The organism is Vagococcus luciliae (assembly GCF_024637875.1).
Classification (GTDB): domain Bacteria; phylum Bacillota; class Bacilli; order Lactobacillales; family Vagococcaceae; genus Vagococcus; species Vagococcus luciliae.
The window spans coordinates 549,843-573,528 of sequence record NZ_CP102451.1; the positions used below are offsets into that span (position 1 = coordinate 549,843).

The 23,686-nt window shown below is 36.4% G+C and carries 36 protein-coding genes; 34 read left to right on the plus strand and 2 right to left on the minus strand.

Features of this window, described 5'->3' with window-relative positions:
* The first annotated feature begins 9 nt into the window (after nt 1–9).
* The 25 genes from rplN (at nt 10) to G314FT_RS03065 (ending at nt 14,072) form a co-directional block, all read left to right on the plus strand.
* The gene (rplN, locus tag G314FT_RS02945) at nt 10–378 is read left to right on the plus strand and encodes a 50S ribosomal protein L14 (RefSeq protein WP_071457756.1); all 369 of its coding nucleotides are present in this window, start codon (nt 10–12) and stop codon (nt 376–378) included.
* A 34-nt stretch (nt 379–412) separates the two neighbouring features.
* Complete coding sequence (gene rplX, locus G314FT_RS02950) at nt 413–724, plus strand: 50S ribosomal protein L24 (protein ID WP_257701977.1); 312 nt, start codon at nt 413–415, stop codon at nt 722–724.
* 26 nt (nt 725–750) lie between these two features.
* On the plus strand, nt 751–1,290 hold the full coding sequence (gene rplE, locus G314FT_RS02955; RefSeq protein ID WP_071457754.1) for a 50S ribosomal protein L5: 540 nt from the start codon (nt 751–753) through the stop codon (nt 1,288–1,290).
* 18 nt (nt 1,291–1,308) lie between these two features.
* Nucleotides 1,309–1,494 (plus strand): type Z 30S ribosomal protein S14, encoded by a 186-nt coding sequence (locus G314FT_RS02960; RefSeq protein ID WP_016184192.1) that lies wholly within the window; start codon nt 1,309–1,311, stop codon nt 1,492–1,494.
* Nucleotides 1,495–1,528: 34 nt separating this feature from the next.
* Complete coding sequence (gene rpsH, locus G314FT_RS02965; protein WP_071457753.1) at nt 1,529–1,927, plus strand: 30S ribosomal protein S8; 399 nt, start codon at nt 1,529–1,531, stop codon at nt 1,925–1,927.
* 29 nt (nt 1,928–1,956) lie between these two features.
* Nucleotides 1,957–2,493, plus strand: a complete 537-nt coding sequence (gene rplF, locus G314FT_RS02970; protein ID WP_257701978.1) for a 50S ribosomal protein L6 — start codon at nt 1,957–1,959, stop codon at nt 2,491–2,493.
* Between the two features lie 25 nt (nt 2,494–2,518).
* Nucleotides 2,519–2,875 carry a 50S ribosomal protein L18 gene (gene rplR, locus G314FT_RS02975; protein WP_071457751.1) on the plus strand — a complete coding sequence of 119 codons (357 nt, stop codon included), beginning with the start codon at nt 2,519–2,521 and terminating at the stop codon, nt 2,873–2,875.
* 20 nt (nt 2,876–2,895) lie between these two features.
* The gene (gene rpsE, locus G314FT_RS02980) at nt 2,896–3,396 is read left to right on the plus strand and encodes a 30S ribosomal protein S5 (RefSeq protein ID WP_071457750.1); all 501 of its coding nucleotides are present in this window, start codon (nt 2,896–2,898) and stop codon (nt 3,394–3,396) included.
* Between the two features lie 12 nt (nt 3,397–3,408).
* A complete protein-coding gene (rpmD, locus tag G314FT_RS02985; protein WP_117973938.1) occupies nt 3,409–3,588 on the plus strand; it encodes a 50S ribosomal protein L30 in 180 nt (59 codons plus the stop codon).
* A gap of 43 nt (nt 3,589–3,631) precedes the next feature.
* Nucleotides 3,632–4,072, plus strand: a complete 441-nt coding sequence (gene rplO, locus G314FT_RS02990; RefSeq protein ID WP_117973936.1) for a 50S ribosomal protein L15 — start codon at nt 3,632–3,634, stop codon at nt 4,070–4,072.
* The gene (gene secY, locus G314FT_RS02995) at nt 4,072–5,370 is read left to right on the plus strand and encodes a preprotein translocase subunit SecY (RefSeq protein ID WP_257701979.1); all 1,299 of its coding nucleotides are present in this window, start codon (nt 4,072–4,074) and stop codon (nt 5,368–5,370) included. Before rplO ends, secY begins: the two co-directional genes overlap by 1 nt.
* Nucleotides 5,371–5,426: 56 nt before the next feature.
* Nucleotides 5,427–6,080, plus strand: coding sequence for an adenylate kinase (locus G314FT_RS03000; protein WP_257701980.1), 654 nt, complete (start codon nt 5,427–5,429; stop codon nt 6,078–6,080).
* 187 nt (nt 6,081–6,267) lie between these two features.
* The gene (gene infA, locus G314FT_RS03005; RefSeq protein ID WP_071457745.1) at nt 6,268–6,486 is read left to right on the plus strand and encodes a translation initiation factor IF-1; all 219 of its coding nucleotides are present in this window, start codon (nt 6,268–6,270) and stop codon (nt 6,484–6,486) included.
* 32 nt (nt 6,487–6,518) lie between these two features.
* The gene (rpmJ, locus tag G314FT_RS03010; RefSeq protein WP_071457744.1) at nt 6,519–6,632 is read left to right on the plus strand and encodes a 50S ribosomal protein L36; all 114 of its coding nucleotides are present in this window, start codon (nt 6,519–6,521) and stop codon (nt 6,630–6,632) included.
* A 17-nt stretch (nt 6,633–6,649) separates the two neighbouring features.
* A complete protein-coding gene (gene rpsM, locus G314FT_RS03015; RefSeq protein WP_071457743.1) occupies nt 6,650–7,015 on the plus strand; it encodes a 30S ribosomal protein S13 in 366 nt (121 codons plus the stop codon).
* Between the two features lie 28 nt (nt 7,016–7,043).
* The gene (rpsK, locus tag G314FT_RS03020) at nt 7,044–7,433 is read left to right on the plus strand and encodes a 30S ribosomal protein S11 (RefSeq protein WP_071457742.1); all 390 of its coding nucleotides are present in this window, start codon (nt 7,044–7,046) and stop codon (nt 7,431–7,433) included.
* A gap of 77 nt (nt 7,434–7,510) precedes the next feature.
* Nucleotides 7,511–8,449, plus strand: coding sequence for a DNA-directed RNA polymerase subunit alpha (locus tag G314FT_RS03025; RefSeq protein WP_071457741.1), 939 nt, complete (start codon nt 7,511–7,513; stop codon nt 8,447–8,449).
* A gap of 29 nt (nt 8,450–8,478) precedes the next feature.
* Nucleotides 8,479–8,865 (plus strand): 50S ribosomal protein L17, encoded by a 387-nt coding sequence (gene rplQ / locus G314FT_RS03030; RefSeq protein WP_257701981.1) that lies wholly within the window; start codon nt 8,479–8,481, stop codon nt 8,863–8,865.
* Between the two features lie 263 nt (nt 8,866–9,128).
* Entirely contained in the window at nt 9,129–9,968 is an 840-nt protein-coding gene (locus G314FT_RS03035; RefSeq protein ID WP_257701982.1) for an energy-coupling factor ABC transporter ATP-binding protein, read from the plus strand.
* Nucleotides 9,944–10,822 (plus strand): energy-coupling factor ABC transporter ATP-binding protein, encoded by an 879-nt coding sequence (locus G314FT_RS03040; RefSeq protein ID WP_257701983.1) that lies wholly within the window; start codon nt 9,944–9,946, stop codon nt 10,820–10,822. The genes G314FT_RS03035 and G314FT_RS03040 overlap by 25 nt, the downstream gene beginning before the upstream one ends.
* Complete coding sequence (locus G314FT_RS03045) at nt 10,812–11,609, plus strand: energy-coupling factor transporter transmembrane component T family protein (protein WP_257701984.1); 798 nt, start codon at nt 10,812–10,814, stop codon at nt 11,607–11,609. Before G314FT_RS03040 ends, G314FT_RS03045 begins: the two co-directional genes overlap by 11 nt.
* Nucleotides 11,610–11,672: 63 nt before the next feature.
* A complete protein-coding gene (truA, locus tag G314FT_RS03050) occupies nt 11,673–12,437 on the plus strand; it encodes a tRNA pseudouridine(38-40) synthase TruA (RefSeq protein ID WP_257701985.1) in 765 nt (254 codons plus the stop codon).
* A gap of 128 nt (nt 12,438–12,565) precedes the next feature.
* Nucleotides 12,566–13,009: a 50S ribosomal protein L13 gene (gene rplM / locus G314FT_RS03055; protein WP_257701986.1), complete on the plus strand. Its 444-nt coding sequence runs from the start codon at nt 12,566–12,568 to the stop codon at nt 13,007–13,009.
* Nucleotides 13,010–13,022: 13 nt separating this feature from the next.
* The gene (rpsI, locus tag G314FT_RS03060; RefSeq protein WP_257701987.1) at nt 13,023–13,415 is read left to right on the plus strand and encodes a 30S ribosomal protein S9; all 393 of its coding nucleotides are present in this window, start codon (nt 13,023–13,025) and stop codon (nt 13,413–13,415) included.
* 186 nt (nt 13,416–13,601) lie between these two features.
* On the plus strand, nt 13,602–14,072 hold the full coding sequence (locus tag G314FT_RS03065; RefSeq protein ID WP_257701988.1) for a peptide-methionine (S)-S-oxide reductase: 471 nt from the start codon (nt 13,602–13,604) through the stop codon (nt 14,070–14,072).
* A 64-nt stretch (nt 14,073–14,136) separates the two neighbouring features.
* Here the strand turns inward: G314FT_RS03065 and G314FT_RS03070 are convergent, their stop codons facing one another.
* Complete coding sequence (locus tag G314FT_RS03070; RefSeq protein ID WP_257701989.1) at nt 14,137–15,309, minus strand: cobalamin-independent methionine synthase II family protein; 1,173 nt, start codon at nt 15,307–15,309, stop codon at nt 14,137–14,139.
* Between the two features lie 119 nt (nt 15,310–15,428).
* Here G314FT_RS03070 and G314FT_RS03075 point away from each other — a divergent pair, with 119 nt between their 5' ends.
* From G314FT_RS03075 to G314FT_RS03085, 3 genes are read left to right on the plus strand one after another with little or no spacing between them, the layout of a single operon-like run.
* Nucleotides 15,429–16,361: a LysR family transcriptional regulator gene (locus G314FT_RS03075; RefSeq protein ID WP_257701990.1), complete on the plus strand. Its 933-nt coding sequence runs from the start codon at nt 15,429–15,431 to the stop codon at nt 16,359–16,361.
* Nucleotides 16,362–16,419: 58 nt separating this feature from the next.
* On the plus strand, nt 16,420–17,364 hold the full coding sequence (gene hemH, locus G314FT_RS03080) for a ferrochelatase (RefSeq protein ID WP_257701991.1): 945 nt from the start codon (nt 16,420–16,422) through the stop codon (nt 17,362–17,364).
* A gap of 16 nt (nt 17,365–17,380) precedes the next feature.
* Complete coding sequence (locus G314FT_RS03085) at nt 17,381–17,782, plus strand: GNAT family N-acetyltransferase (protein ID WP_341481164.1); 402 nt, start codon at nt 17,381–17,383, stop codon at nt 17,780–17,782.
* A 225-nt stretch (nt 17,783–18,007) separates the two neighbouring features.
* Here the strand turns inward: G314FT_RS03085 and G314FT_RS03090 are convergent, their stop codons facing one another.
* Nucleotides 18,008–18,913, minus strand: coding sequence for a LysR family transcriptional regulator (locus G314FT_RS03090; protein ID WP_257701992.1), 906 nt, complete (start codon nt 18,911–18,913; stop codon nt 18,008–18,010).
* Between the two features lie 173 nt (nt 18,914–19,086).
* Here G314FT_RS03090 and G314FT_RS03095 point away from each other — a divergent pair, with 173 nt between their 5' ends.
* The 6 genes from G314FT_RS03095 to G314FT_RS03120 all read left to right on the plus strand — a co-directional run bounded on the left by G314FT_RS03095 (nt 19,087) and on the right by G314FT_RS03120 (nt 23,675).
* Nucleotides 19,087–19,500 (plus strand): CidA/LrgA family protein, encoded by a 414-nt coding sequence (locus G314FT_RS03095; RefSeq protein WP_257701993.1) that lies wholly within the window; start codon nt 19,087–19,089, stop codon nt 19,498–19,500.
* Nucleotides 19,490–20,197 (plus strand): LrgB family protein, encoded by a 708-nt coding sequence (locus G314FT_RS03100; RefSeq protein ID WP_257701994.1) that lies wholly within the window; start codon nt 19,490–19,492, stop codon nt 20,195–20,197. The genes G314FT_RS03095 and G314FT_RS03100 overlap by 11 nt, the downstream gene beginning before the upstream one ends.
* A 53-nt stretch (nt 20,198–20,250) precedes the next feature.
* Nucleotides 20,251–21,363: a lactate oxidase gene (locus tag G314FT_RS03105; protein WP_257701995.1), complete on the plus strand. Its 1,113-nt coding sequence runs from the start codon at nt 20,251–20,253 to the stop codon at nt 21,361–21,363.
* Nucleotides 21,364–21,595: 232 nt separating this feature from the next.
* Nucleotides 21,596–22,561, plus strand: coding sequence for a tRNA dihydrouridine synthase (locus tag G314FT_RS03110; protein WP_257701996.1), 966 nt, complete (start codon nt 21,596–21,598; stop codon nt 22,559–22,561).
* 188 nt (nt 22,562–22,749) lie between these two features.
* Entirely contained in the window at nt 22,750–23,166 is a 417-nt protein-coding gene (locus tag G314FT_RS03115) for a PTS sugar transporter subunit IIA (protein WP_257701997.1), read from the plus strand.
* An 11-nt stretch (nt 23,167–23,177) separates the two neighbouring features.
* Nucleotides 23,178–23,675, plus strand: a complete 498-nt coding sequence (locus G314FT_RS03120) for a PTS sugar transporter subunit IIB (RefSeq protein ID WP_257701998.1) — start codon at nt 23,178–23,180, stop codon at nt 23,673–23,675.
* Nucleotides 23,676–23,686 lie beyond the last annotated feature (11 nt).

A 23,686-nucleotide genomic window follows, 5' to 3' on the forward strand; every position in this document is an offset into this window, starting at 1 on the left:
GATACTCAAGTGATCCAACAAGAAAGTCGTATGAAAGTTGCTGACAACTCAGGAGCTCGTGAAGTACTTACAATTAAAGTACTTGGTGGTTCTGGTCGTAAAACAGCAAATATCGGTGACGTTGTGGTTTGTACGGTTAAACAAGCAACACCAGGTGGAGTTGTTAAAAAAGGCGAAGTAGTTAAAGCTGTTATCGTTCGTACAAAATCAGGAGCTCGTCGTAGTGACGGTTCTTATATCAAATTTGATGAAAATGCATGTGTGATTATTCGTGATGACAAGAGCCCACGTGGTACTCGTATCTTTGGGCCAGTTGCTCGTGAATTACGTGACAACAACTTTATGAAAATAGTCTCACTAGCACCAGAAGTGTTATAATACATACTCATGTTTAAAGGAGGTGCGAAACAAGATGTTCGTTAAAAAAGGCGATAAAGTAAAAGTTATCTCAGGTAAAGATAAGAATAAAGAGGGAATCGTACTCCAAGCATTTCCGAAGAAAGATCGCGTCATCGTAGAAGGTGTTAACGTTATGAAAAAACACCAAAAACCTAGCGCGACAGCTCCACAAGGTGGAATTATCGAAATGGAGGCATCTATTCACGTTTCTAATGTAATGGTGGTTGATCCATCTAATGGTGAACCAACACGCGTAGGATACAAAGAAGTAGATGGTAAAAAAGTACGCGTTTCTAAGAAAACTGGAGAAGTTTTAGATAAATAAGAATATCAGGAAGGAGGCAATGTTGAATGAACCGCCTAAAAGAAAAGTATCTTAATGAAGTAACACCATCATTGGTGGAAAAATTTAATTACTCTTCTGTTATGCAAACACCTAAAGTTGATAAAATCGTTATTAACATGGGTGTTGGTGATGCAGTATCAAATAGTAAAAACTTAGATAAAGCTGTTGAAGAACTTGCTTTAATCTCTGGACAAAAACCAATTATTACAAAAGCTAAAAAATCTATCGCTGGTTTCCGTTTACGTGAAGGAATGCCAATCGGATGTAAAGTAACTTTACGTGGAGAAAGAATGTACGAATTTTTAGATAAATTAGTATCTGTCTCTTTACCTCGTGTACGTGACTTCCACGGTATCAGCAAAAAATCATTTGACGGACGTGGAAATTACACTTTAGGTGTAAAAGAACAATTAATTTTCCCTGAAGTTGATTATGATTTAGTAGATAAAGTTCGAGGAATGGACATTGTTATTGTTACAACAGCTAATACTGATGAGGAAGCTCGTGAGTTATTAGGTCAACTTGGAATGCCATTCCAAAAATAATTTAAGGAGGCGAACTACGTGGCTAAAAAATCAATGATTGCTAAAAATAAACGCCCAGCAAAATTCTCAACTCAAGAATATACTCGTTGTGAACGTTGTGGACGTCCACATTCAGTTTATCGCAAATTCAAACTTTGCCGTATTTGCTTCCGTGAACTTGCCTATAAAGGACAAATTCCCGGCGTGAAGAAAGCAAGCTGGTAAAAAAAGTAAACCGCAAAAGGAGGTAAAGGACTCAATGGTGATGACAGATCCAATTGCAGACTTCTTAACTCGTATTCGTAATGCGAATATCGTAAAACACGAATCATTAGAAGTGCCTGCATCAACAATCAAACTTGAAATCGCAAAAATCTTACAACGTGAAGGTTTTGTGCGTGAAGTAGAATTCATCGAAGATGACAAACAAGGAATCATCCGTGTTTTCTTAAAATATGGTAAAAACGACGAACGCGTTATTACTAACTTAAAACGTATCTCAAAACCAGGTTTACGTGTTTATGTAAAAGCTGATGAAGTGCCTAAAGTATTAAATGGTTTAGGTATAGCTATTATCTCAACTTCAGAAGGAATCTTAACTGATAAAGAAGCAAGAGAGCGTAACACTGGTGGAGAAGTATTAGCATACGTTTGGTAAAAAATTATTAATCAAGGAGGTGGCCTAGAGTGAGTCGTATCGGAAATAAACCAGTCGTAGTTCCTGCAGGTGTTACAGTAACACAATCAGGAAACACTGTTACGGTTAAAGGTCCAAAAGGTGAATTAACTCGTGAGTTTTCACCAAATATTACGTTAAACATTTCAGAAGGTGAAGTTGTCTTAACTCGTCCTGATGATACTAAAGAAAACAAAACCTTACATGGTACAATGCGTGCTAACTTAAACAACATGGTTGTTGGTGTTAGTGAAGGGTTTGAAAAAGCTCTTGAACTAATCGGGGTTGGTTACCGTGCTCAATTACAAGGTAAAAAACTTGTTTTAAACGTTGGATATTCACATCCAGTTGAGTTTGAAACACCAGAAGGCATCACAATTGAAGTTCCTTCAAATACACAAGTTGTTGTTAAAGGGTCTAACAAAGAAGTTGTTGGTGAACTTTCAGCAAACATTCGTGGAGTACGTCCTCCTGAACCTTACAAAGGTAAAGGTATTCGCTATGTTGGCGAACACGTAAGACGTAAAGAAGGTAAAACTGGTAAATAACAAATAAATTAATGAGGTGACAAGTGTGATTTCAAAACCAGATAAAAATAAAGTGCGCCAAAAAAGACATCGTCGCGTACGTAGTAAAATCTCTGGTACTGCCGAGTGCCCACGCTTGAACGTATTCCGTTCTAACAAAAACATCTACGCTCAATTAATTGATGACGTAGCGGGTGTGACACTTGCAAGTGCCTCTACTGTTGATAAAGATATCGCAGGAGAAAACAAAACTGAAGCAGCTACAGCTGTAGGAGCTTCAATCGCTAAAAAAGCAACAGAAAAAGGTATTAAAGAAGTAGTCTTTGACCGTGGTGGATACCTTTACCATGGACGTGTAGCTGCATTAGCTGAAGCAGCACGTGAAAATGGACTAGAATTTTAGGAAAAGGAGGAACACCATTCATGGCTAATTTAGATGCTAGACAATTCGACTTAGAAGACCGCGTAGTAGCTATTAACCGCGTATCTAAAGTTGTTAAAGGTGGACGTCGTCTACGCTTTGCTGCTTTAGTAGTAGTTGGAGATAGAAATGGTCACGTTGGATTTGGTACTGGTAAAGCTCAAGAAGTACCTGAAGCAATTCGTAAAGCAGTAGAAGATGCTAAGAAAAACTTAATCGAAGTACCAATGGTAGGCTCAACAATTCCTCACGAAGTGATCGGATCATTCTGTGGTGGACGTATCCTTATGAAACCTGCTGTAGCCGGTTCTGGGGTTGCTGCTGGTGGACCAGTACGTGCCGTCCTTGAGTTAGCGGGTATTTCTGATATTACAAGTAAATCTTTAGGATCAAACACACCTGTCAACGTTGTTCGTGCAACTGTTGAAGGATTAAGTAGACTAAAACGTGCAGAAGAAGTGGCTGAACTTAGAGGCATTTCTGTTGACGAACTAATCGGATAAGGGGGACCAAAAATGAGCGAATTAAAAATTACTTTAAAACGTAGTATCATTGGACGTCCTCAAAACCAACGCGATACAGTGAAAGCTTTAGGCTTGAAAAAAACTAATTCTACAGTTGTTAAACCAAACAACGAAGCAATTAAAGGAATGGTTAACACTATATCTCATTTAGTGGACGTTGAAGAAATTTAAGTGTAATTTGTAGGTAGACTATTTTTAAGGAGGTGCCGAATATATGAAACTTCATGAGTTACATCCGGCAGAAGGATCAAGACATGTACGTAATCGTGTAGGTCGTGGATCATCATCTGGTAACGGTAAAACATCAGGTCGTGGACAAAAAGGTCAAAAATCACGTTCAGGTGGTGGTGTACGTTTAGGTTTTGAAGGGGGACAAACTCCTTTATTCCGTCGTTTACCAAAACGTGGATTTACTAACATTAACCGTAAAGATTATGCAGTAATCAACTTAGACGTGTTAAATCGTTTTGAAGATGGTACTGAAGTAACACCAACTACTTTAATTGAAGCAGGAATCGTTAAAAACGAAAAATCAGGAATCAAAGTTTTAGGTAATGGTGAATTAACTAAAAAATTAACTGTGAAAGCAGCTAAATTCTCTGAATCTGCAAAAACTGCAATTGAAGCAGCTGGTGGGTCAGTTGAGGTGATCTAATGTTTAAGCTGTTGAAGGATTCGTTTAAGATAGAAAATATCCGTAATAAGATATTTTTTACACTTTTCATTCTCTTCGCGTTTAGAGTTGGAGCACATATTACAGTACCTGGTGTTGACGCAAAAGCATTAACAAATCTTAATGATTTAGCTTTAATGGCGATGTTCAACACGGTCAGTGGTAATGCCATGGAGAGATTCTCATTGTTCGCAATGGGGGTATCGCCATACATTACTGCATCTATTATTGTTCAATTACTTCAAATGGATATCGTACCGAAATTTGTTGAATGGTCAAAACAAGGAGAGGTAGGACGTAGAAAATTAAACCAAGCAACACGTTATATTACGTTGGTGTTAGGTTTTGTTCAATCTATTGCTATCACAGCTGGTTTTAACCTGTATGCAAATGCCGGACTAGTGAAAAGTCCAAGTGTATTTACGTATGTAAGTATCGGAATCATCTTAACAGCTGGTACCATGTTAGTTACTTGGATGGGGGAGCAAATATCTGAAAAAGGAATTGGAAATGGTGTCTCAATGATTATCTTTGCTGGGATCATCGCCAGATTCCCATCAAGCATCAAAGAAATCTATGTAGACTATTTTGTCAATATTGATAAATCTGATATGTGGAAATCTGTATTATTCATACTTGCTTTAGTTATTGCTATTCTTTTAGTAGTAGTTATGGTAACTTATGTGCAACAAGCAGAAAGAAAGATACCAATTCAATATACAAAACGCGTAGCTGGCGCACCACAAAGTAGTTATTTACCATTAAAAGTAAATGCGGCAGGAGTTATTCCTGTAATCTTTGCCAGCTCAATTATTGCAACACCACAAGCTATTTTGACTGCCTTTAAAACAACACAAGGTGGAAAAGGTTGGTTTGACGTGTTGACAACATTGTTTGATTATTCAACTATCCCAGGTGGAATACTTTATACAATTATGATTGTTGCTTTTACATTCTTCTATGCCTTTGTTCAGGTTAATCCTGAGAAAGTAGCTGAGAATTTGCAGAAGCAAGGAAGTTATATTCCAAGTGTACGACCTGGCCAAGAAACAGAAAAATTCATTTCGTCTTTATTAATGAGATTAAGTGTTGTTGGATCTGTCTTCTTAGGATTAGTGGCAATTCTACCAATTATTGCGCAAAATATTTGGGGCTTACCTCAATCAATTGGATTGGGAGGAACAAGTTTACTGATTGTCATTAGTGTGGCTCTTGAAACAAATAAACAGCTTGAAGGGTTATTGTTGAAGCGTCAGTACACTGGTTTTATCAGAGAGTAAGAGTGTGTGTTGAGGTTTTACCTCAGCACTTTTCTCGAACTTAAGGAGGAAAACAAATGAATCTCATCCTAATGGGGTTGCCAGGAGCAGGTAAAGGTACTCAAGCGGAAAGAATCGTCGATGTTTATGAAATCCCGCATATTTCTACTGGAGATATGTTCCGTGAAGCAATGAAGAATGAAACACCTCTTGGTAAAGAAGCAAAATCTTATATCGATAAAGGTGAATTAGTTCCGGATTCTGTGACAAACGGGATTGTAAAAGATCGTTTATCACAAGCTGATACAGAAAAAGGATTTTTATTAGATGGATTTCCTCGTACACTAGCTCAAGCAGAAGAATTAGATACAATTTTAGAGGAGTTAGGTAAAAAAGTAGATGATGTTCTAAACATCCATGTAGCAGAAGATGTATTAGTTGACCGTCTTGCTGGTCGTATCATTTGTAGAAGTTGTGGCGCAACTTATCACAAAACAAACAATCCACCAAAAGTGGAAGGTACTTGTGATCGTTGTGGTGGTCATGATTTTTATCAAAGAGAAGATGACAAGCCTGAGACAGTTAAGAATCGTCTAGAAGTTAACATTAAAAATAGCGAACCAATTTTATCGTATTACCAAGATAAAGGTGTATTACACACTATTGATGGAGATCGCGATATTGATGCTGTTTTTGAAGATGTGAAATCAATCATAGATAAAGCCAATTAGAATGCTCATCTAGTTATCTATTCTATGTCACTCACTATTTCTTACCCGCATTTTTTTCATTGAATTGATGTAGGTATCTTTTCTTTGTATAGCTTTTATGCTATAATACAAAAGTTGAAATGAAATAGGTGTGAGTACTATTTTTGTCAATTGTCAGATGCAAACACTGTATAAGGAGGTACTAGTTGTGGCGAAAGAAGATATGATTGAAATCGAAGGTACAGTCGTCGAAACTTTGCCGAATGCAATGTTTAAAGTTGAATTAGAAAATGGCCATGTTATTTTGGCTCACGTATCAGGAAAGATCAGAATGCATTACATTCGTATTTTACCTGGTGACAAAGTAACTGTTGAGTTATCTCCATATGATTTAACTCGCGGTCGTATTACTTACCGCTTTAAATAATTGTACTCCGTAAAATTCAAGGAGGTATAATCATGAAAGTAAGACCATCAGTAAAACCAATTTGTGAAAAATGCAAAATAATTCGTCGTAAAGGTCGAGTTATGGTTATCTGTGAAAACCCAAAACATAAACAACGTCAAGGATAAAGGAGGTGTAACGAATAATGGCTCGTATTGCAGGTGTAGATATTCCTCGTGATAAACGTGTTGTTATTTCGCTTACTTACATTTACGGTATTGGAAAGAAAACTTCTCAAGAAATCTTAAAAGAAGCAGGAGTTTCTGAAGATATTCGTGTGCGCGATTTAACTAACGAACAAACTGATAGCATCCGTGCTGCAGTAGATAAATTAAAAGTTGAAGGTGACTTACGTCGTGAAGTGAACTTAAACATCAAACGTTTGATGGAAATTGGTTCATATAGAGGTATGCGTCATCGTCGTGGTTTGCCAACTCGTGGTCAAAACACAAAAAACAATGCTCGTACTAGAAAAGGACCAGCTCGTTCAATCGCTGGCAAGAAAAAATAAGATTAGAGTGAAGGAGGTTTAAAGCTTCATGGTAGCAAAAAAAGTTTCAAGAAAACGCCGAGTGAAAAAAAATATTGAAGCAGGTGTGGCACATATCCACTCTACATTCAATAATACAATCGTAATGTTAACTGACGTACATGGAAATGCAATTGCATGGTCATCTGCAGGTTCATTAGGATTTAAAGGTAGTAAAAAAGCAACTCCATTCGCAGCTCAAATGGCAGCTGAAACTGCAGCAAAAGCAGCTATGGAACATGGCTTGAAAACTGTTGACGTAACTGTAAAAGGACCTGGTTCTGGTCGTGAAGCAGCTATTCGTTCATTACAAGCAACAGGATTAGAAGTGACAGCAATTCGTGACGTTACTCCAGTTCCACATAATGGATGTCGCCCTCCAAAACGCCGTCGTGTTTAGTGAGAGTTTATTCATTGGATAGGAATTATAGCGACATTGAACAAGACACTTTCGTTTTGAAAGGGGTATAGACAAGAATGATTGAATTTGAGAAACCAAGAATCACAAAAATCGATGAAGATAGAGATTATGGCAAGTTCGTCATCGAACCACTTGAAAGAGGATATGGTACGACTTTAGGTAACTCTTTACGCCGTATTTTATTATCGTCTCTACCAGGGGCTGCCATCACTAATTTACAAATCGATGGTGTGTTGCATGAATTTTCAACTGTCAAAGGTGTACGTGAGGATGTCACTCAAATTATTCTAAATATCAAGGGACTTGCTTTAAAGCTTTATGCTGATGAAGAAAAGACACTTGAAATTGATATAACTGGCCCAGCTGACGTGACTGCTGGAGATATTCTTACTGACAGTGATGTTGAAATTATGAATAAGGATTTATTCATTTGTAGCGTTGCTGAAGGTGCGACTTTCCGTGCAAGCTTAACTGTTAAGCCAGGACGTGGTTATGTACAAGCAGAAGAAAATAAAAGTGAAGATATGCCTATTGGTGTATTACCAGTGGACTCTATCTACACGCCAGTTAATCGTGTAAACTATCAAGTAGAAAATACACGTGTTGGGCGTCGTGATGATTACGACAAACTAACTTTAGATGTCTGGACAGATGGATCTATCGCTCCACAAGAAGCTATCAGTTTATCTGCTAAAATCTTGACTGAGCATTTAGATATTTTTGTTAACTTGACTGATGAAGCAAAAAATGCCGAAATCATGATTGAAAAAGAAGAAACACAAAAAGAAAAAATGTTAGAAACAACAATCGAAGAGCTTGATTTATCAGTTCGTTCTTATAACTGTTTGAAACGCGCAGGCATCAACACTTTACAAGAATTAACAAATAAATCAGAAGCAGAAATGATTAAAGTTCGTAACTTAGGACGTAAATCACTTGAAGAAGTTAAAGCTAAATTAGCCGATCTTTCTCTAGGATTACGCCAAGAGGACTAATCTAAACCGATTAAAGGAGGGAACACGACGTGAGTTATCGTAAATTAGGTCGCACAAGCAGCCAACGAAAAGCAATGTTACGTGATTTAACAACTGATTTAATTATCAATGAACGCATTGAGACAACTGAAGCTCGTGCAAAAGAAATCCGTTCAACAACTGAAAAAATGATTACTTTAGGTAAACGTGGGGATCTTCATGCTCGTCGTCAAGCAGCAGCATTCGTAAGAAACGAATACTTAGATGATCGTTTAGACGAAAAAGAAGAAACTATCATTGAAGAAAGTGCTTTACAAAAATTATTCAATGACTTAGGACCTCGTTATGCTGACCGTCAAGGTGGTTACACACGTATCCTTAAAAAAGGACAACGCCGTGGAGACGCAGCACCAATGGTTATCATTGAACTTGTTTAATTTTGATAATTGCATCACTTTATAGATGATCTTTTTAGAGTGTTATGATGTTGGAGAGTTTTCTCCGAGTCTAGCTCGGTGCAGTCCTCTGTCTTTTATGATAGAGGACTTGCGCTCATCATATAAAGTGCTTTTTTTATATCATCATTTATGATAAATGGTTATTATACATAAAAATGTTTCTTTGTATCCTCAAAAAGTTTGAGTTTAGAAAGAAGCATTTTTTAAAAATTAATATGACGTTATTTAAGGAAGGCAGTAAAATGAAAAATCCCTTAATTGAATTAAATAATATATCCTTCCAATATTATGGACAGGAACATAAAGCGTTAAATGATGTATCACTTACCATTAATAAAGGTGAATGGGTAGCGTTAATTGGTCATAATGGATCAGGTAAGTCTACCTTAGCAAAAACCATTAATGGTTTAATTTCACCGGAATCTGGTGAAATAAAAGTAAACGGTGAATTATTAACGGAAGAAAATATTTGGGATATCCGTAAAATGGTTGGGATGGTGTTCCAAAATCCTGACAACCAATTTGTCGGCTCAACCGTTGAAGATGATGTGGCTTTTGGTTTAGAAAATCAAGGGGTACCTCGTGATGAGATGATTGTAAGGGTCAACAACGCGCTTGAGAGAGTTCGGATGTCTGATTTTAAGATAAAAGAACCAGCTAGATTGTCTGGAGGACAAAAGCAACGTGTTGCTATTGCGGGGGTGATTGCCTTAGCGCCTGACGTGATTATTTTAGACGAGGCAACATCTATGCTTGATCCACAAGGTAGACAAGATGTGATTGAAACGATTCGTGCATTGAAAGAAGAAACAAATTTAACAGTTATCTCGATTACACATGATATTGATGAAGCTGCTTATGCTAATCGTGTTCTTGTAATGAAGCAAGGTGAGATTATCCATGAAGGAACACCGGAAGAAATATTTTCTCATGGTGAGGCATTAATTGGGATGGGGTTAGATATACCATTTCCCGAAAAATTAAAAGCGTCATTGCGTAAAAAAGGAATTGATGTACCAAATGAGTATTTGACAAGGGAAGGATTGGTGGAATGGCTATGGACATACGGTTTGAGAAAGTAGATTTTACATATCAACCTAATAGCCCTTTTGAGCAACGTGTTTTGTTTGATATTAACTTAGACATTCCAAGTAATAGCTACAGTGCGATTGTTGGTCATACTGGTAGTGGGAAATCAACCTTGTTGCAACATTTGAATGCATTACTAAAACCAACAAGTGGGAAAGTATTTATTGGAGACCGAGTGATTACTCCTGAGACTAGCAATAAAAATTTAAAGCCAATTCGTAAAAAAGTAGGAATTGTGTTCCAATTTCCTGAATCACAATTATTTGATGAAACAGTTGCTTTAGATATAGCCTTTGGACCCAAAAATTTTGGTGTGTCTGAAGAAGAAAGTGCACGTCTAGCTAGTGAGATGTTAGAGCTTGTCGGTCTAGATGATAGCTATCTTGAGCGCTCCCCGTTTGATCTTTCAGGAGGACAAATGCGACGTGTGGCAATTGCGGGAGTGTTGGCAATGGAACCTGAAGTGTTGATTTTAGACGAACCAACAGCTGGACTTGATCCAAAGGGTAGAAAAGATATGATGGATATGTTCTATAGGTTACATAAAGAAAAAGGCATTGGCATCATATTAGTAACACATTTGATGGATGACGTAGCTGAATATGCTGATTTTATGGTCGTTTTAGAAAAAGGAAAAATTCAAAAACAAGGACATCCACGTGATATTTTTAATGATGTAGAATGGTTACGCGAAAAACAATTAGGCGTTCCAACAGTGACAGAATTTGCTTTTGATTTAATGAAAAAAGGGATGGAATTTAGTCGCTTACCATTAACCGCAGAAGAATTATCTGAAGAGCTTTTACCGATACTTGAAAAAAGGCAGGTGCTTTCAGATGATGAATAAATTGATTTTAGGTCGATACATACCAGGTGACTCTGTCGTACATCGTATGGATCCCCGGGCTAAGTTATTAGCGAGTTTTTATTTTATTGGCATTATCTTTATTTGTAATAACTTTTTATCATTCGGTGTGATGTTTGCTTTTACGCTGTTTTGTATCTGGTTGTCGCAAATTAAATTAAGCTTCTTTCTTAAAGGGGTTAAACCATTATTGTGGTTAATTTTATTTACAGTTGGGTTGCAAGTCCTCTTTACCAGAGGAGGACATGTTTACTTTGAGTGGGGTTGGATAAGTATTAGCCAATTTGGTTTGGTTAATGGGTTCTTTATTTTTACTCGTTTTGTGTTAATTATTTTCATGTCAACACTCTTAACGTTAACCACACCACCATTGTCCCTCTCAGATGCGATTGAGTATTTACTTAAACCATTGGAAAAAGTAAAATTTCCAGCACATGAAATTTCATTGATGTTGTCTATTGCGTTACGTTTTGTGCCAACATTGATGGATGAGACAGAAAAAATCATGAATGCGCAACGTGCTCGTGGGGTCGATTTTGGCGAAGGAAATTTAATGGATAAGATGAAAGCTATTGTCCCACTCTTAATTCCGTTATTCGTCAGCAGTTTTAACCGGGCAGAAGAGTTAGCGATTGCGATGGAAGCACGTGGTTATCGTGGTGGCGAAGGACGTACGAAATACCGTGTTCTAAATTGGGATAAAACAGATACACTAGCTATGTTATCGTTCGTCGTATTGACGATTGTACTATTATTAGTTAGAAATTAAAACACAAACAGCGAGGACTTGTGCCTCGTTTTTTCATTGGAAAAAATAAAGGAGATAAAGTGAATGACAAGATACAAAGCCATTATTAGTTATGATGGAACCAATTATGCTGGTTTCCAGATTCAGCCAAATGCTGTGACCATCCAAGAAGTCATAGAAGCCACTCTAAAGAGATTGAACAGTGGTAAGCCTGTGACAATCCATCCATCTGGTAGAACGGACTCAGGGGTTCATGCAGTCGGTCAGGTAATCCATTTTGATTTGCCACAAAAACGAGATGTTGAAAAATTACGTTTTGCATTGGATACTCAAACGCCAGAAGATATTAGTATTTTAGCGATTGAAGAAGTGACAGAAGATTTTCATGCGAGATACTTGGCGACAGGCAAAGAATATCACTATCATGTTGATACAGGTAAATCACCTAATCCATTTAAACGGTTGTATGCAGCACACTATCATTATGAGCTCGATTTAGACGCTATGAGACGTGCTGCTCAGTTTATTGAAGGAGAACATGACTTTAGTGTATTTTGCGCGACAGGAAGTTCTGTAGAAGATAAAACACGGAATGTCTATAGCGTGACAATAGAAGAAATCGGCGAAGATGAACTATTATTTGTGTTTAAAGGAAATGGATTTTTATATAAAATGGTGAGAATGCTTGTTGGGACGTTATTAAAAATAGGTAATGGGCAACTGCCAGAAGACGCTATACAACGTGCCCTAGCGAACCAAGACAAGAAAATGACAGGTCCAACAGCTCAACCTGAGGGGTTATTTTTAATGAAAGTCGATTATAGTGGCGAGAAAAAGTGTCATAAATAATGTGAATTTTGTTGACATATCAACAAAATAAGGATAATATGGTTAGTGGTATTGTTTGCCCCACGATGAGCCCCGGAAACTTATTGTGTTATGTCAAACAACAGAAGAAAATTGGAGGAAAAACACCCATGCGTACAACATATATGGCCAAAAATGGCGAAGTAGATCGTAAATGGTATGTAGTGGATGCAACAGATGTTCCTTTAGGACGTCTATCAACAGTTGTAGCATCTATCTTACGTGGAAAAAATAAACCAACATTCACACCACATGTGGATACTGGTGATTATGTAATTGTAATTAATGCTGATAAAGTAAAATTAACTGGTAAAAAAGCAACTGACAAAGTATATTACCGTCACAGCCAACATCCAGGTGGTTTGAAATCTATCACTGCTGGTGAACTACGTGATAAAAACTCTCGTCGTTTAGTTGAGAATTCTATCAAAGGTATGTTACCAAAGAATACTTTAGGACGTAAACAATGGTCTAAATTATTCGTTTATGGTGGAAACGAACATCAACAACAAGCTCAAAAACCAGAAGTATTAGACATTACAAACCTAATTTAAGGAGGAAAATAGATTGGCTAAAGTACAATATATCGGCACAGGCCGTCGTAAAAAATCTGTTGCGCGCGTACGCTTAGTACCTGGAACAGGTAAAGTAGTGATGAACAACAAAGACATCGAAGAATATATTCCACATGCTGATTTACGTGAAGTAATTATGCAACCTCTTGTTTTAACTGAAACAAAAGGTGCATATGACGTTTTCGTAAACGTTGATGGTGGTGGATATGCAGGACAATCTGGCGCAACTCGTCATGGTATTGCTCGTGCATTATTACAAGTAGATCCTGACTTCCGTGGAGCGCTTAAACGTGAAGGATTATTAACACGTGACGCTCGTATGGTTGAACGTAAAAAACCAGGTCTTAAAAAAGCTCGTAAAGCATCACAATTCTCAAAACGTTAATTCGTTTTTATACAGAATATCAAAGCACTCTCCATTTTGGAGGGTGTTTTTTTGTAATTTATTTTAAATGACTGTATCAAAATAAAGTAGTGTTACTTGTTCTGACAACAAAATCCAAGTAAACTTAATCTACATAAATAATCGAAAAGAAAATACTGGATTAAATTGAAAATTAAGGAGAAAAAGATGGAAACTATTTATTTGGCAGGAGGGTGCCTTTGGGGTGTACAGGCATATGTCAAGACGTTACCTGGCGTGATTGAAACTGAAGCAGGAAGGGTAAATGGCCTAACTAATGCGTTAGATGGCGAATACGATGGTTATGCGGAGTGTGTTAAAACAGTGTTTAATTCTAAAATATTGACTGTCACTCAGTTAGTTGAGTATCTGTTTGAAGTGATTGATCCATATAGTATCAATAAACAAGGAATAGATGAAGGTGAAAAATACAGAACTGGGATTTACAGTGAAATAACGGCACATTTGAATGAGGCATCCTGTTATATAAATAATCGTCAGGACAGAGATAAGATTGCTGTTGAAGTAAAGCCTCTTACTAATTATGTTAGAAGTGCAGATGAACATCAAGATAGATTGGATAGATGTCCAAATGATTATTGTCATATACCTAAAGAATTGTTGGTAAAATATAAATAAATCGAGATAACAAAAACGAGAGAATGACACATATATGACATGTCTTACTCGCTCGTTTTTGTGTTTATTCATATTGATTCACATAATCATCTGACCAAAAGTTTTTCGCGATTTTTTGTCCTTGGTCAATTTTTGCCCATTGCTGTTCTTGCGTTAATTCATTTCCACAATCACATGAAGCAAACCCACATTGATGAGAAAGTAGCAATCTCTCTTTAGGCAAGATTTGACTTGCTTTTTCTAGTAATTGATAAATTCTTGCTTCATCATCCAAAGTAGCTGTTTTACTTGATAGTAAACCCAATACCACTTCTACATTTTGTTTGTCTTTTAATGCTTCTAGTGCTGAAATATCTCCCGCACGTTCATCGTCCCACTCTAAAAAGAAGCGATCATAATGTTGTTCACCTAAGAATTTTTTCGCAATGGTTTGATAACTTCCACCAGCTGCATGGCGACTTTGATAATTACCGCGACAGTTATGTGTCCACACTTTTAAACCTAGTGAATGTCCGAAATCTGCGACTTCATTGTTAATTGCGATAAATGTATCGGCTAAATCTTCTAAACTGTCATTACCATCAGCATAGAAGCTATCTTGATTATCTGATGAGAAGAGAGTCCATAAACAATCATCAAATTGGACGATTTCACCACCAATTTCTTTGAATTCAGTTAGAAACTCTTTATAAGCATTGATGAGCCCTTTTTTTAAATCATCTTGTGTTTGATACACTTGTCCGTCACCGTAAAGTCCATTAAATACAGTTAATTCAGTAAAAGCATGAGCTGCTCCCCAAACAGTTAACTTAGCTTGCGTTTTACCAGCGTCTTGTTTCACTTTTTTAAAGATATCGAGGAAATGATGATGTTTTCCAGATAATGGTGCTACAATGCGAATACCAATATCTTTACGTGTTTCAAAGTGATCACCGTCATGATCTTTAAAGGCGTAGCCGTGGTCTGCGATAAAACGTTCAACACCACCTAATCCCCATAAAAAATCAAGATGCCACAATGATTTTGAAAATTCCCCGTCTGTGACGATATCAATACCATGGTCGATTTGTTCTTTTACCACCTCTTTAATTGCTTTGGCTTCAACGTCTTGATAACCTGGAAATTCTTCATAAAAAGGATAGAAAATATCATCTCTCACTTCGATTTGTTCTTTATATTCTAATAGCTCTTTTGGTCTAAGTAACGATCCTACTAATTGAAATTTTGATAATGTCATAAAAAATCCCTCCGTTTTTTTAAGTGTTGAATGTATTGTAACAACAATCATTAAAAATAGATAATACATAATAGTTTAATGATATAATAGGTAAAACCTATAACGTACAGGAGGTAACTATGCGTATCCAACAATTAGAATATTTAGAAAAAATTGCAGAAACAGGCTCAATTAATGAAGCTGCCAAACAGTTGTTTATCAGTCAACCTAGTTTATCACAAGCCATGAAAGAGTTAGAAAAAGAGTATAATATCCAATTATTTTATCGAAGTAAGACAGGGATCACGCTTACAAGCGAAGGACGTGAATTTATGAATTACTCGCGGATGATACTGGATCAAGTGAATTTGTTGAATGGACGGTTTAAACAAGATACAACTAGGAAAAGAACGTTTAGCGTGTCGGCACAGCATTATGCGTTTGTGGTTCATGCGTTTGTCGAGTTAGTTAGAGAAGTCGGGAAAGATGAATATCATTTTACATTGCGTGAAACCATTACAGAGAATACATTAAATGACGTTCAAACATTTCGCAGTGAAGTGGGCGTGATTTACTTAAATGATTTCAACAAAACGGTATTAAAGCGACTGATTTCTGAAAAAGATTTAGAGTTCATCCCACTATTTGACGCGAAACCGCATGTTTTTGTTGGACGGGATAACCCATTAACTAAAAAATCACGTTTGTCATTAGAAGATTTGGAAGAGTATCCTTATTTGTCATATGAACAAGGAGATACCAATTCTTTTTATTTTTCAGAAGAAATATTGAGTACTTTAGCTCATAAAAAACATATACAAATTAGTGACAGGGCCACTATCTTTAACTTAATGATTGGATTAAATGGTTATACGATTAGCTCGGGAATTATCAGTAGTGAGTTAAATGATGAAAAAATTGTCGCTATTCCACTTGATGTTGATGAAACGTTGACATTAGGGTATCTGAAGCATAAAAAAATAGACTTGAGTCAAGTGGCTCAAACTTATATTGATATGCTGAAACAACATATTCGCCATTTTGGTTTTGACGTTTATGATTCATTATATTAATCGTGCGAATAAAACAGAAATATGATAGACTATTAACCATTAATCAGGAGGAGTTAGTATGACAAAGAAAGGGATGTTGTTGGTCAACCTTGGAACACCAAAAGAGCCCACACCCAAAGAAGTCAAAAAATATTTGCGAGTATTCTTATCAGATCGACGAGTGATTAAGACACATCCACTATTGTGGCAACCCATTTTACAAGGGATTATTTTAAATACAAGACCTAAAAAATCAGCAGAGTTGTATCAATCTATTTGGACAGATGAGGGATTTCCATTATTAAATTATACATTGGCTCAACGGGATAATGTGTCCAAGTTATTTCCTGATTGGGAAGTAGAGATAGGGATGTCTTATAGTGAACCAACAATTGAGCAGGCACTGGATTGTTTACGTCAAAAGGGAGTGGATGATTTGACGATTGTGCCAATGTATCCACAATATTCTGGCACAACAGTCGGATCTGTTTTTGATAGTGTAATGCGATATTTTATTGGGACGGATAAAGTCATTGATATGAGATTTATTCGTTCATATTATGATAATGAGTTATATATTTCCTATTATGCTGAAAAAATCAAAGAAAGCTTGTTGCATCATAAGGTTGATGCTGTCGTGTTATCTTATCATGGTATTCCGGTTTCATATGTATCTGATGGGGATACTTATCCCAAAGAGTGTGAGATAACGACGCAAAAAATCAAAGAAGAAGTTGGGGATGATGTGTCGTTTATTCAGACTTATCAATCAAAATTTGGACCAAATGAATGGCTAACACCAGCAACAGATGCAACGTTAAAAGACTTACCACATCAAGGAATAAAAAATGTGTTAGTTGTCGCACCAGGGTTTGTGGTAGATTGTTTGGAAACTATAGAAGAATTAGAAGAAGAAAATAAAGGATACTTTTTAGAAAATGGTGGTAAAGAGTTTATTTATCTACCACCGTTTAATGCTGATATGGCTTTTGCGGAAGTTGTTAAAGACATAATAAACAAGTAATAGAAGGGGGTTATTTATGGGTGTAACATTTTCATATGCCATACGCGAAGAGTTACCAAGAATTATAGATATATACAATCAAGCTGTACCAACACGTATTTCAACAGCTGATACATCCCCTGTAACTGTGGAATCGAAAATCATTTGGTTTGAGTCATATAATCAGACGACACGTCCAATATGGGTGATGAAAATAGAAAATAATATCGTAGGTTGGGTAGCAGAAGATTTTTATGGAAGGCCGGCATTTAAATCGACGGCTAAAATTAGCTTGTATATAGATGAAAACTATCAAGGACAAGGATTAGGACAGCAAGCATTAGATTGGGTATTTTCACAATTAGAGAACTGTGAAGTCACAACTATCATGGCATATATATTTCATCATAATGAAGCCAGTCAAAAAATTATTTTTTAAAAATGGGTTTGAACGTTGGGCACATTTACCTAGTATAGCCAATATGGATGATGAATTGTATAGTTTGGGTATATTAGGGCGAACATTTAGTCATTGATAAATAATAAAAATCGCATGGGTTTGATCCACCATGCGATTTTTATGAATTGGGTTGTAATTGATGGTATGAGCCCGATTGTGAGTGTTATTATACTTGTCAGAATACGGTTTATTTAAGAATAGCAGTTACTCCACTTTAAAAGGCTTTCCAAAGTCTTTCGTCAAATCAATAATCGTTTGATTAAACTCTGTTTGAAAGGTGTTGGCTTGATGTATTTTTTTATTAACAATTAGGCTGATGTAGATTTGAGGTGGTTGTTCCAAAGCTACTTTAGTCAAACCAGGATGTTCACGCACTAAAATATCACTTAAAAAAGCAATCATGTTAGTTGAGCTAGCTATGGAAAGAGCTGTTTGAATTTCTTTTGTGTAAATCGTCTGGATAGAATTTAAATGGTGAGAGCGAACCCAGTCATCAAAAATACGGTGGTGCATGTAGCCTTTTTCAAGTGAAATAAAGACATCTTCCTTACAATCTGTAGGGGAGATGATTTTTTTTGTAGAAAGAGGGTTGCTTTTTGAAACCCATAAAGCCATATCTTCTTGTTTTAAAGGAATTTGGATGAGTGAGTTATCGTTGAATGTTGGTTCGTCACTCCCAATAATCGCAATAGGAACCTTACCAGTTTTAACTAGTTCTAACATCGTGTCGGAACTTTCTTCTTCAATAAATTTCATTGAGGAAGAAAATTTCTCTAAATGAGGTAAAAGGCGGGACATAAAATATCCACCAATCGTTGGTAAGAACCCAAAATAGACGATTTGATGTTTAAAATCATGAATTTCTTCTTCGGCTTGTTCAACTGACTTTAAAATTTGATGAGAATAACGATATAAAATGTCACCGGTTTCAGTTAAACTAAGCTTCTTGTGAATTCTTTTTCTATCGATAAGGATGGTGTCTAGTTCGTTTTCTAGTCGTTTTATAGCCATTGAAATGGATGGCTGAGAAACGTAAAAGTGTTCCGCCGTTGCTGTGAAGCTAAGTGTATGAGCCAGGTGATTAAAGTATAATAAATCTTTTAAATTCATGTGAAATCCCTTTCTAATATTGTGAAAAAACACTCATAAATAAAATGTATATAAACACTATTTACATAAGCAATAGTTATAATATCATAAGTAAAAAATATTATCCAAAGAATTTTTCTCATGCTATATTAGTCTCACTAAAACGTTTACAAAACGAAAGAGAGTTGATTTTTATGAAGCAAATCAAACAACTTTTCTGGATTTTTTTATTTTCTTTATTGGGTGAAGTAATCTCAGCATTACTGTCTCAATTCATTGCAATTCCAGGAAGTGTGATTGGTATGGTGCTATTATTCTGTGCTCTTCATTTCAAATGGATCAAGATGGAACAAGTAGATGAAGTGGGAACATGGTTAACAAATAATATGGGCATCTTTTTTGTCCCAGCAGGTGTTGGATTGATGTCAAACTTTGGTGTATTAGCTAATACATGGTGGCAATTACTTGTTATCATGGCGATTACAACGATGTTAATGATGGGATTTGTTGGACGCATCGTTCAAGTTATTAAGTCCAAAGAAGTGAAAGCGGAAACAAATATAACAGGTTCCCTTGAAGAAATTGAGGTGGAAGTTGATGTTATCTAATGTGTTAGAAAGTCCGTTTTTATGGATTAGTTTGACGGTAGGGCTATACTTGCTAGCAGGAAAATTAAAAGAAAAGTGGCCGAAAAATCCATTATTTACACCATTAGTATTTGCGATTGTTGCGCTTATTTTAATACTCGTTTTTATGGATATTCCACTAGATACTTATAAAAAAGGTGGACAGTTTTTAAGCCTCTTTGTCACACCGGCAACAGTGGCTTTAGCCATTAAATTAGAACAAAATTTCGTGTATTTGAAAAAATATTATCCAGCGATTTTAACCGGGATTTTTAGCGGTGTTATTTTTCACACTGTGATGATTTATGCGTTTAGTTTATTATTTGGATTTGAACAAGAGATGGGCGCAACATTGATACCAAAATCTATTACGACAGCGATTGCCGTTGGTGTATCGGATTCATTAGGGGGCATTGTCTCATTAACGGTTGCGGTAGTGGTATTTACAGGGGTTATTGGAGCGATGATGGGACCAACGATTTTTAAATGGTTTAATATCACGGATCCAGTGGCACAAGGCGTCGCATTAGGAAGTTCGTCTCATGCGATGGGAACAGCAAAAGCAATTGAACTGGGAGAGGTTCAAGGTGCAATGTCAGGCCTGTCAATCGTGGTAACAGGGTTAACGGTTGTAGTATTAGTACCATTTACCGTACCAATCACCAATATTTTATTTTAATTAGGTAACAACACTTAAAAAAACAAAAAAACTTTTAAAAAGGATGAAAAAACATGACAGAACAACAAACATATAACGCACCAACAATTGAGCAAGAAATTGACGTAATTAGTACGTATAGATTAGAAGAAGCAGCAAGTAAAGTCGTTCCTAAAGGTGGATTTGACTACATTTCAGGTGGTTCAGGAAAAGAATTTACGCTACAACGTAATGACGAAGCATGGTTAAGTAAAGGGATTTTACCTCGCGTTTTAGCTGACGTAGAAAATCCAGATACCTCAACAAAAATTTTCGAACATGACTTGAAAGTACCATTTATTATGGCTCCGATTGCAGCTCACGGATTAGCTCACGCAACAAAAGAAGCTGGAACTGCTAAAGGAATTTCAGAATTTGGTGGCACCATTATGTCAATTAGTGCTTATTCTGGTGCAACATTTGAAGAAATCGACGCTGGTTTAAATGGCAATCCTCGTTGGTTCCAAATTTATATGAGTAAAGACGAAGAGATGAATAAAAACATCTTGGATGAAGCAAAGGCAGATGGGGCAACAGCTATTATTTTAACAGCAGATGCAACGCTAAGTGGTAACCGTGAACGCGACTTAGAAAATAAATTTGTTTACCCATTTGGTATGCCAATTGTTTCTCGATACTTAACAGGTTCTGGAGAAAACATGTCATTAAATAATATTTATGCTCAATCTAAACAAAAAATTGAACCAGCAGACGTGAAATTTATTGCTGAGTACTCTGGTTTACCTGTTTTTGTTAAGGGAGTGCAAACACCAGAAGATGCTGTATTAGCGATTGGTGCAGGAGCAGCAGGTATTTGGGTATCAAATCATGGTGGACGTCAATTAGATAATGCACCAGGATCGTTTGAAGTGTTAGCTGAAATTTCAGAAGCTGTAGCAGGGCGTGTTCCAATTGTCTTTGATAGTGGTGTTCGTCGTGGAGAACATATCTTTAAAGCACTAGCAAGTGGAGCAGATATTATTGCTTTAGGTCGTCCAGTATTATTCGGACTTGCTTTAGGTGGATGGAAAGGTGTTAAATCTGTCTTAGAATACTTTGAAACAGACTTAAAACGTGTGATGCAATTAGCAGGAACACAAACGATTGAAGATGTAAAACATGCACGATTATATGATATGAAAAAGTAGTATAGGCACTTTAAACCATCTAACTAAGTTATATTAGGTAGGTGGTTTTTTATTATTAACATTTTATTTAGGTAGGTGTACTTCAGTATAATGATAAGAGCTATTACTTTCATTCTTATGGTGTATTTATCTAGTGTAAATTAGGAAGGGAGTTTTCTGCTTTGCGTCTTTTTGTCATTATTAGTATAATACCAAGTGACTTAGTAAAAGGATTTAGAACGGAGAAACTTATATGACAACCAACTTTTGGCAAGAATTACCGAAGCCATTTTTTATTTTAGCACCAATGGAAGACGTGACGGATGTAGTATTTCGTCATGTCGTGAAAGAGGCAGGCGCACCAGATGTATTTTTTACAGAATTTACTAATTCTGATAGTTTTTGTCATCCAGATGGTAAAGAAAGTGTTCAAGGAAGATTGTTCTTTGAAGAAGATGAGCAACCTATCGTGGCACATATCTGGGGAGATAACCCTGTGTATTTTAGACAGATGAGTAAAGAATTAAAAGAGATGGGATTTAAAGGCATTGATATTAATATGGGATGTCCGGTTCCTAATGTGGCGACACGAGGGAAAGGCAGTGGATTAATTTTACGTCCAGATGTAGCAGCAGAATTAATCGCCGCAGCAAAAGAAGGTGGACTACCAGTTAGTGTGAAAACACGTATTGGGTATCACTCACAAGATGAGATGATAGATTGGCTGACACATATTTTAAAACAAGATATAGCGAACTTGTCGATTCATTTAAGAACTCGAGATGAAATGAGTAAAGTACCCGCTAAGTGGGAATTAATTCCAGAAATATTGGCATTAAGAGATGAGATAGCACCTAATACACTCATTACTATTAATGGAGATGTGCTTGATCGACAGATGGGACTTGAATTAGTAGAAAAATATGGTGTGGATGGTGTCATGATAGGAAGAGGGATATTCAAAAATCCCTATGCCTTTGAGAAAGAACCTAAAAATCATTCAACAGAAGACTTATTAGGGCTATTGAGACTTCAATTAGATTTACAAGATGAGTATGCTAAACAAGTGCCACGTTCCATTGTTGGTTTGCACCGATTTTTTAAAATTTATGTTAAAGGCTTTCCAGGGGCGAGTGACCTGCGTGTTAGTTTGATGAATACCAAATCAACTGATGAGGTACGAGCCTTATTAGATGATTTTTTTCAAACAGGTAACTAAATAATCGCTAAAAGACATTGTTTCTTAACTTTAAGAAGCAATGTCTTTTTTAAGTGTTTAAGTTGTTTAGAAAAAAAGAAAAGTGTTTAAACAGTATAATTTACCTAAAAACCTTTTGTAACCGTATTCTATGGCTTTGAAAAAGTTGGCATCATACTTGCTTATATAAAAGTGAAGAGGTGAAAAGAATGGAGAGAAGTTATTTAATTGCAACGCATGGCAAGTTTGCTAGTGGGTTACAAAACTCGTTGAACATCTTAACAGGTAGTGGAGACAACGTCCAAGTAATAGATGCTTATGTTACGGATGATGATTACACACCAAATGTTCAACAATTTATTCAAGAGGTTAGTGAAGATGGTCAGGGGATTGTATTCACAGATTTGTACGGTGGAAGTGTGAATCAAAAAATTGCAGCAGAGATTATGACATCAGGGAAAGACAACATTATATTAGTATCAAATTCAAATTTAGCTATTATTTTATCGATTATGTTTCATGAAAATACTGGTGTGTTGTCAAAAGAAGATATACTGGCTGTAATTCAAGAATCACAGGTTCAACTGGTTCCAACCACAATAGAAGAAGAGGACGATATTTTTTAGGAGGAGAAAAAATGATTACACAAATTAGAGTAGATGACCGATTAATCCATGGGCAGGTAGCTGTTGTATGGACAAAAGAATTAAATGCCCCACTTTTAGTTGTGGCAAATGATGATGCGGCAAAAAATCAAGTGATGCAAATGACATTAAAAATGGCTGTACCAAATGGGATGAAGTTGTTAGTTCGTTCAGTAGATGATGCGATTGAATTATTTAATGATCCTCGTGGGAAAGATAAACGCATGTTTGTGATTGTAAACTGTGTGTCTGATGCGAATAAAATTGCGCAACACGTCGATGCTGTTGAAACAGTGAATGTGGCAAATGCAGGTCGTTTTGATAAGTCAGATCCAAAAGACAAAACAACGATTTTTCCAAGCGTGTTACTTAATCCAGATGAGTTAACGGCTGCCAAAGAATTATCAGAATTAGAACGTGTGGATAGCTACAATCAAGTTTTACCAACTAATCCAAAATTAGAATTGAAAAAAGCATTGAAAAATGTTTAAGGGGGATAAAA

Coding starts and splice junctions, on each gene's coding strand:
- rplX (WP_257701977.1), top strand. CDS start 413: ATGTTCGTTAAAAAAGGCGATAAAGTAAAAGTTATCTCAGGTAAAGAT.
- rplE (WP_071457754.1), top strand. CDS start 751: ATGAACCGCCTAAAAGAAAAGTATCTTAATGAAGTAACACCATCATTG.
- rpsH (WP_071457753.1), top strand. CDS start 1,529: ATGGTGATGACAGATCCAATTGCAGACTTCTTAACTCGTATTCGTAAT.
- rpsE (WP_071457750.1), top strand. CDS start 2,896: ATGGCTAATTTAGATGCTAGACAATTCGACTTAGAAGACCGCGTAGTA.
- rpmD (WP_117973938.1), top strand. CDS start 3,409: ATGAGCGAATTAAAAATTACTTTAAAACGTAGTATCATTGGACGTCCT.
- rplO (WP_117973936.1), top strand. CDS start 3,632: ATGAAACTTCATGAGTTACATCCGGCAGAAGGATCAAGACATGTACGT.
- secY (WP_257701979.1), top strand. CDS start 4,072: ATGTTTAAGCTGTTGAAGGATTCGTTTAAGATAGAAAATATCCGTAAT.
- G314FT_RS03000 (WP_257701980.1), top strand. CDS start 5,427: ATGAATCTCATCCTAATGGGGTTGCCAGGAGCAGGTAAAGGTACTCAA.
- rpmJ (WP_071457744.1), top strand. CDS start 6,519: ATGAAAGTAAGACCATCAGTAAAACCAATTTGTGAAAAATGCAAAATA.
- rpsM (WP_071457743.1), top strand. CDS start 6,650: ATGGCTCGTATTGCAGGTGTAGATATTCCTCGTGATAAACGTGTTGTT.
- rpsK (WP_071457742.1), top strand. CDS start 7,044: ATGGTAGCAAAAAAAGTTTCAAGAAAACGCCGAGTGAAAAAAAATATT.
- G314FT_RS03025 (WP_071457741.1), top strand. CDS start 7,511: ATGATTGAATTTGAGAAACCAAGAATCACAAAAATCGATGAAGATAGA.
- G314FT_RS03035 (WP_257701982.1), top strand. CDS start 9,129: ATGAAAAATCCCTTAATTGAATTAAATAATATATCCTTCCAATATTAT.
- G314FT_RS03040 (WP_257701983.1), top strand. CDS start 9,944: ATGGACATACGGTTTGAGAAAGTAGATTTTACATATCAACCTAATAGC.
- G314FT_RS03045 (WP_257701984.1), top strand. CDS start 10,812: ATGATGAATAAATTGATTTTAGGTCGATACATACCAGGTGACTCTGTC.
- truA (WP_257701985.1), top strand. CDS start 11,673: ATGACAAGATACAAAGCCATTATTAGTTATGATGGAACCAATTATGCT.
- rplM (WP_257701986.1), top strand. CDS start 12,566: ATGCGTACAACATATATGGCCAAAAATGGCGAAGTAGATCGTAAATGG.
- G314FT_RS03065 (WP_257701988.1), top strand. CDS start 13,602: ATGGAAACTATTTATTTGGCAGGAGGGTGCCTTTGGGGTGTACAGGCA.
- G314FT_RS03070 (WP_257701989.1), bottom strand. CDS start 15,309: ATGACATTATCAAAATTTCAATTAGTAGGATCGTTACTTAGACCAAAA.
- G314FT_RS03075 (WP_257701990.1), top strand. CDS start 15,429: ATGCGTATCCAACAATTAGAATATTTAGAAAAAATTGCAGAAACAGGC.
- hemH (WP_257701991.1), top strand. CDS start 16,420: ATGACAAAGAAAGGGATGTTGTTGGTCAACCTTGGAACACCAAAAGAG.
- G314FT_RS03085 (WP_341481164.1), top strand. CDS start 17,381: ATGGGTGTAACATTTTCATATGCCATACGCGAAGAGTTACCAAGAATT.
- G314FT_RS03090 (WP_257701992.1), bottom strand. CDS start 18,913: ATGAATTTAAAAGATTTATTATACTTTAATCACCTGGCTCATACACTT.
- G314FT_RS03095 (WP_257701993.1), top strand. CDS start 19,087: ATGAAGCAAATCAAACAACTTTTCTGGATTTTTTTATTTTCTTTATTG.
- G314FT_RS03100 (WP_257701994.1), top strand. CDS start 19,490: ATGTTATCTAATGTGTTAGAAAGTCCGTTTTTATGGATTAGTTTGACG.
- G314FT_RS03105 (WP_257701995.1), top strand. CDS start 20,251: ATGACAGAACAACAAACATATAACGCACCAACAATTGAGCAAGAAATT.
- G314FT_RS03110 (WP_257701996.1), top strand. CDS start 21,596: ATGACAACCAACTTTTGGCAAGAATTACCGAAGCCATTTTTTATTTTA.
- G314FT_RS03115 (WP_257701997.1), top strand. CDS start 22,750: ATGGAGAGAAGTTATTTAATTGCAACGCATGGCAAGTTTGCTAGTGGG.
- G314FT_RS03120 (WP_257701998.1), top strand. CDS start 23,178: ATGATTACACAAATTAGAGTAGATGACCGATTAATCCATGGGCAGGTA.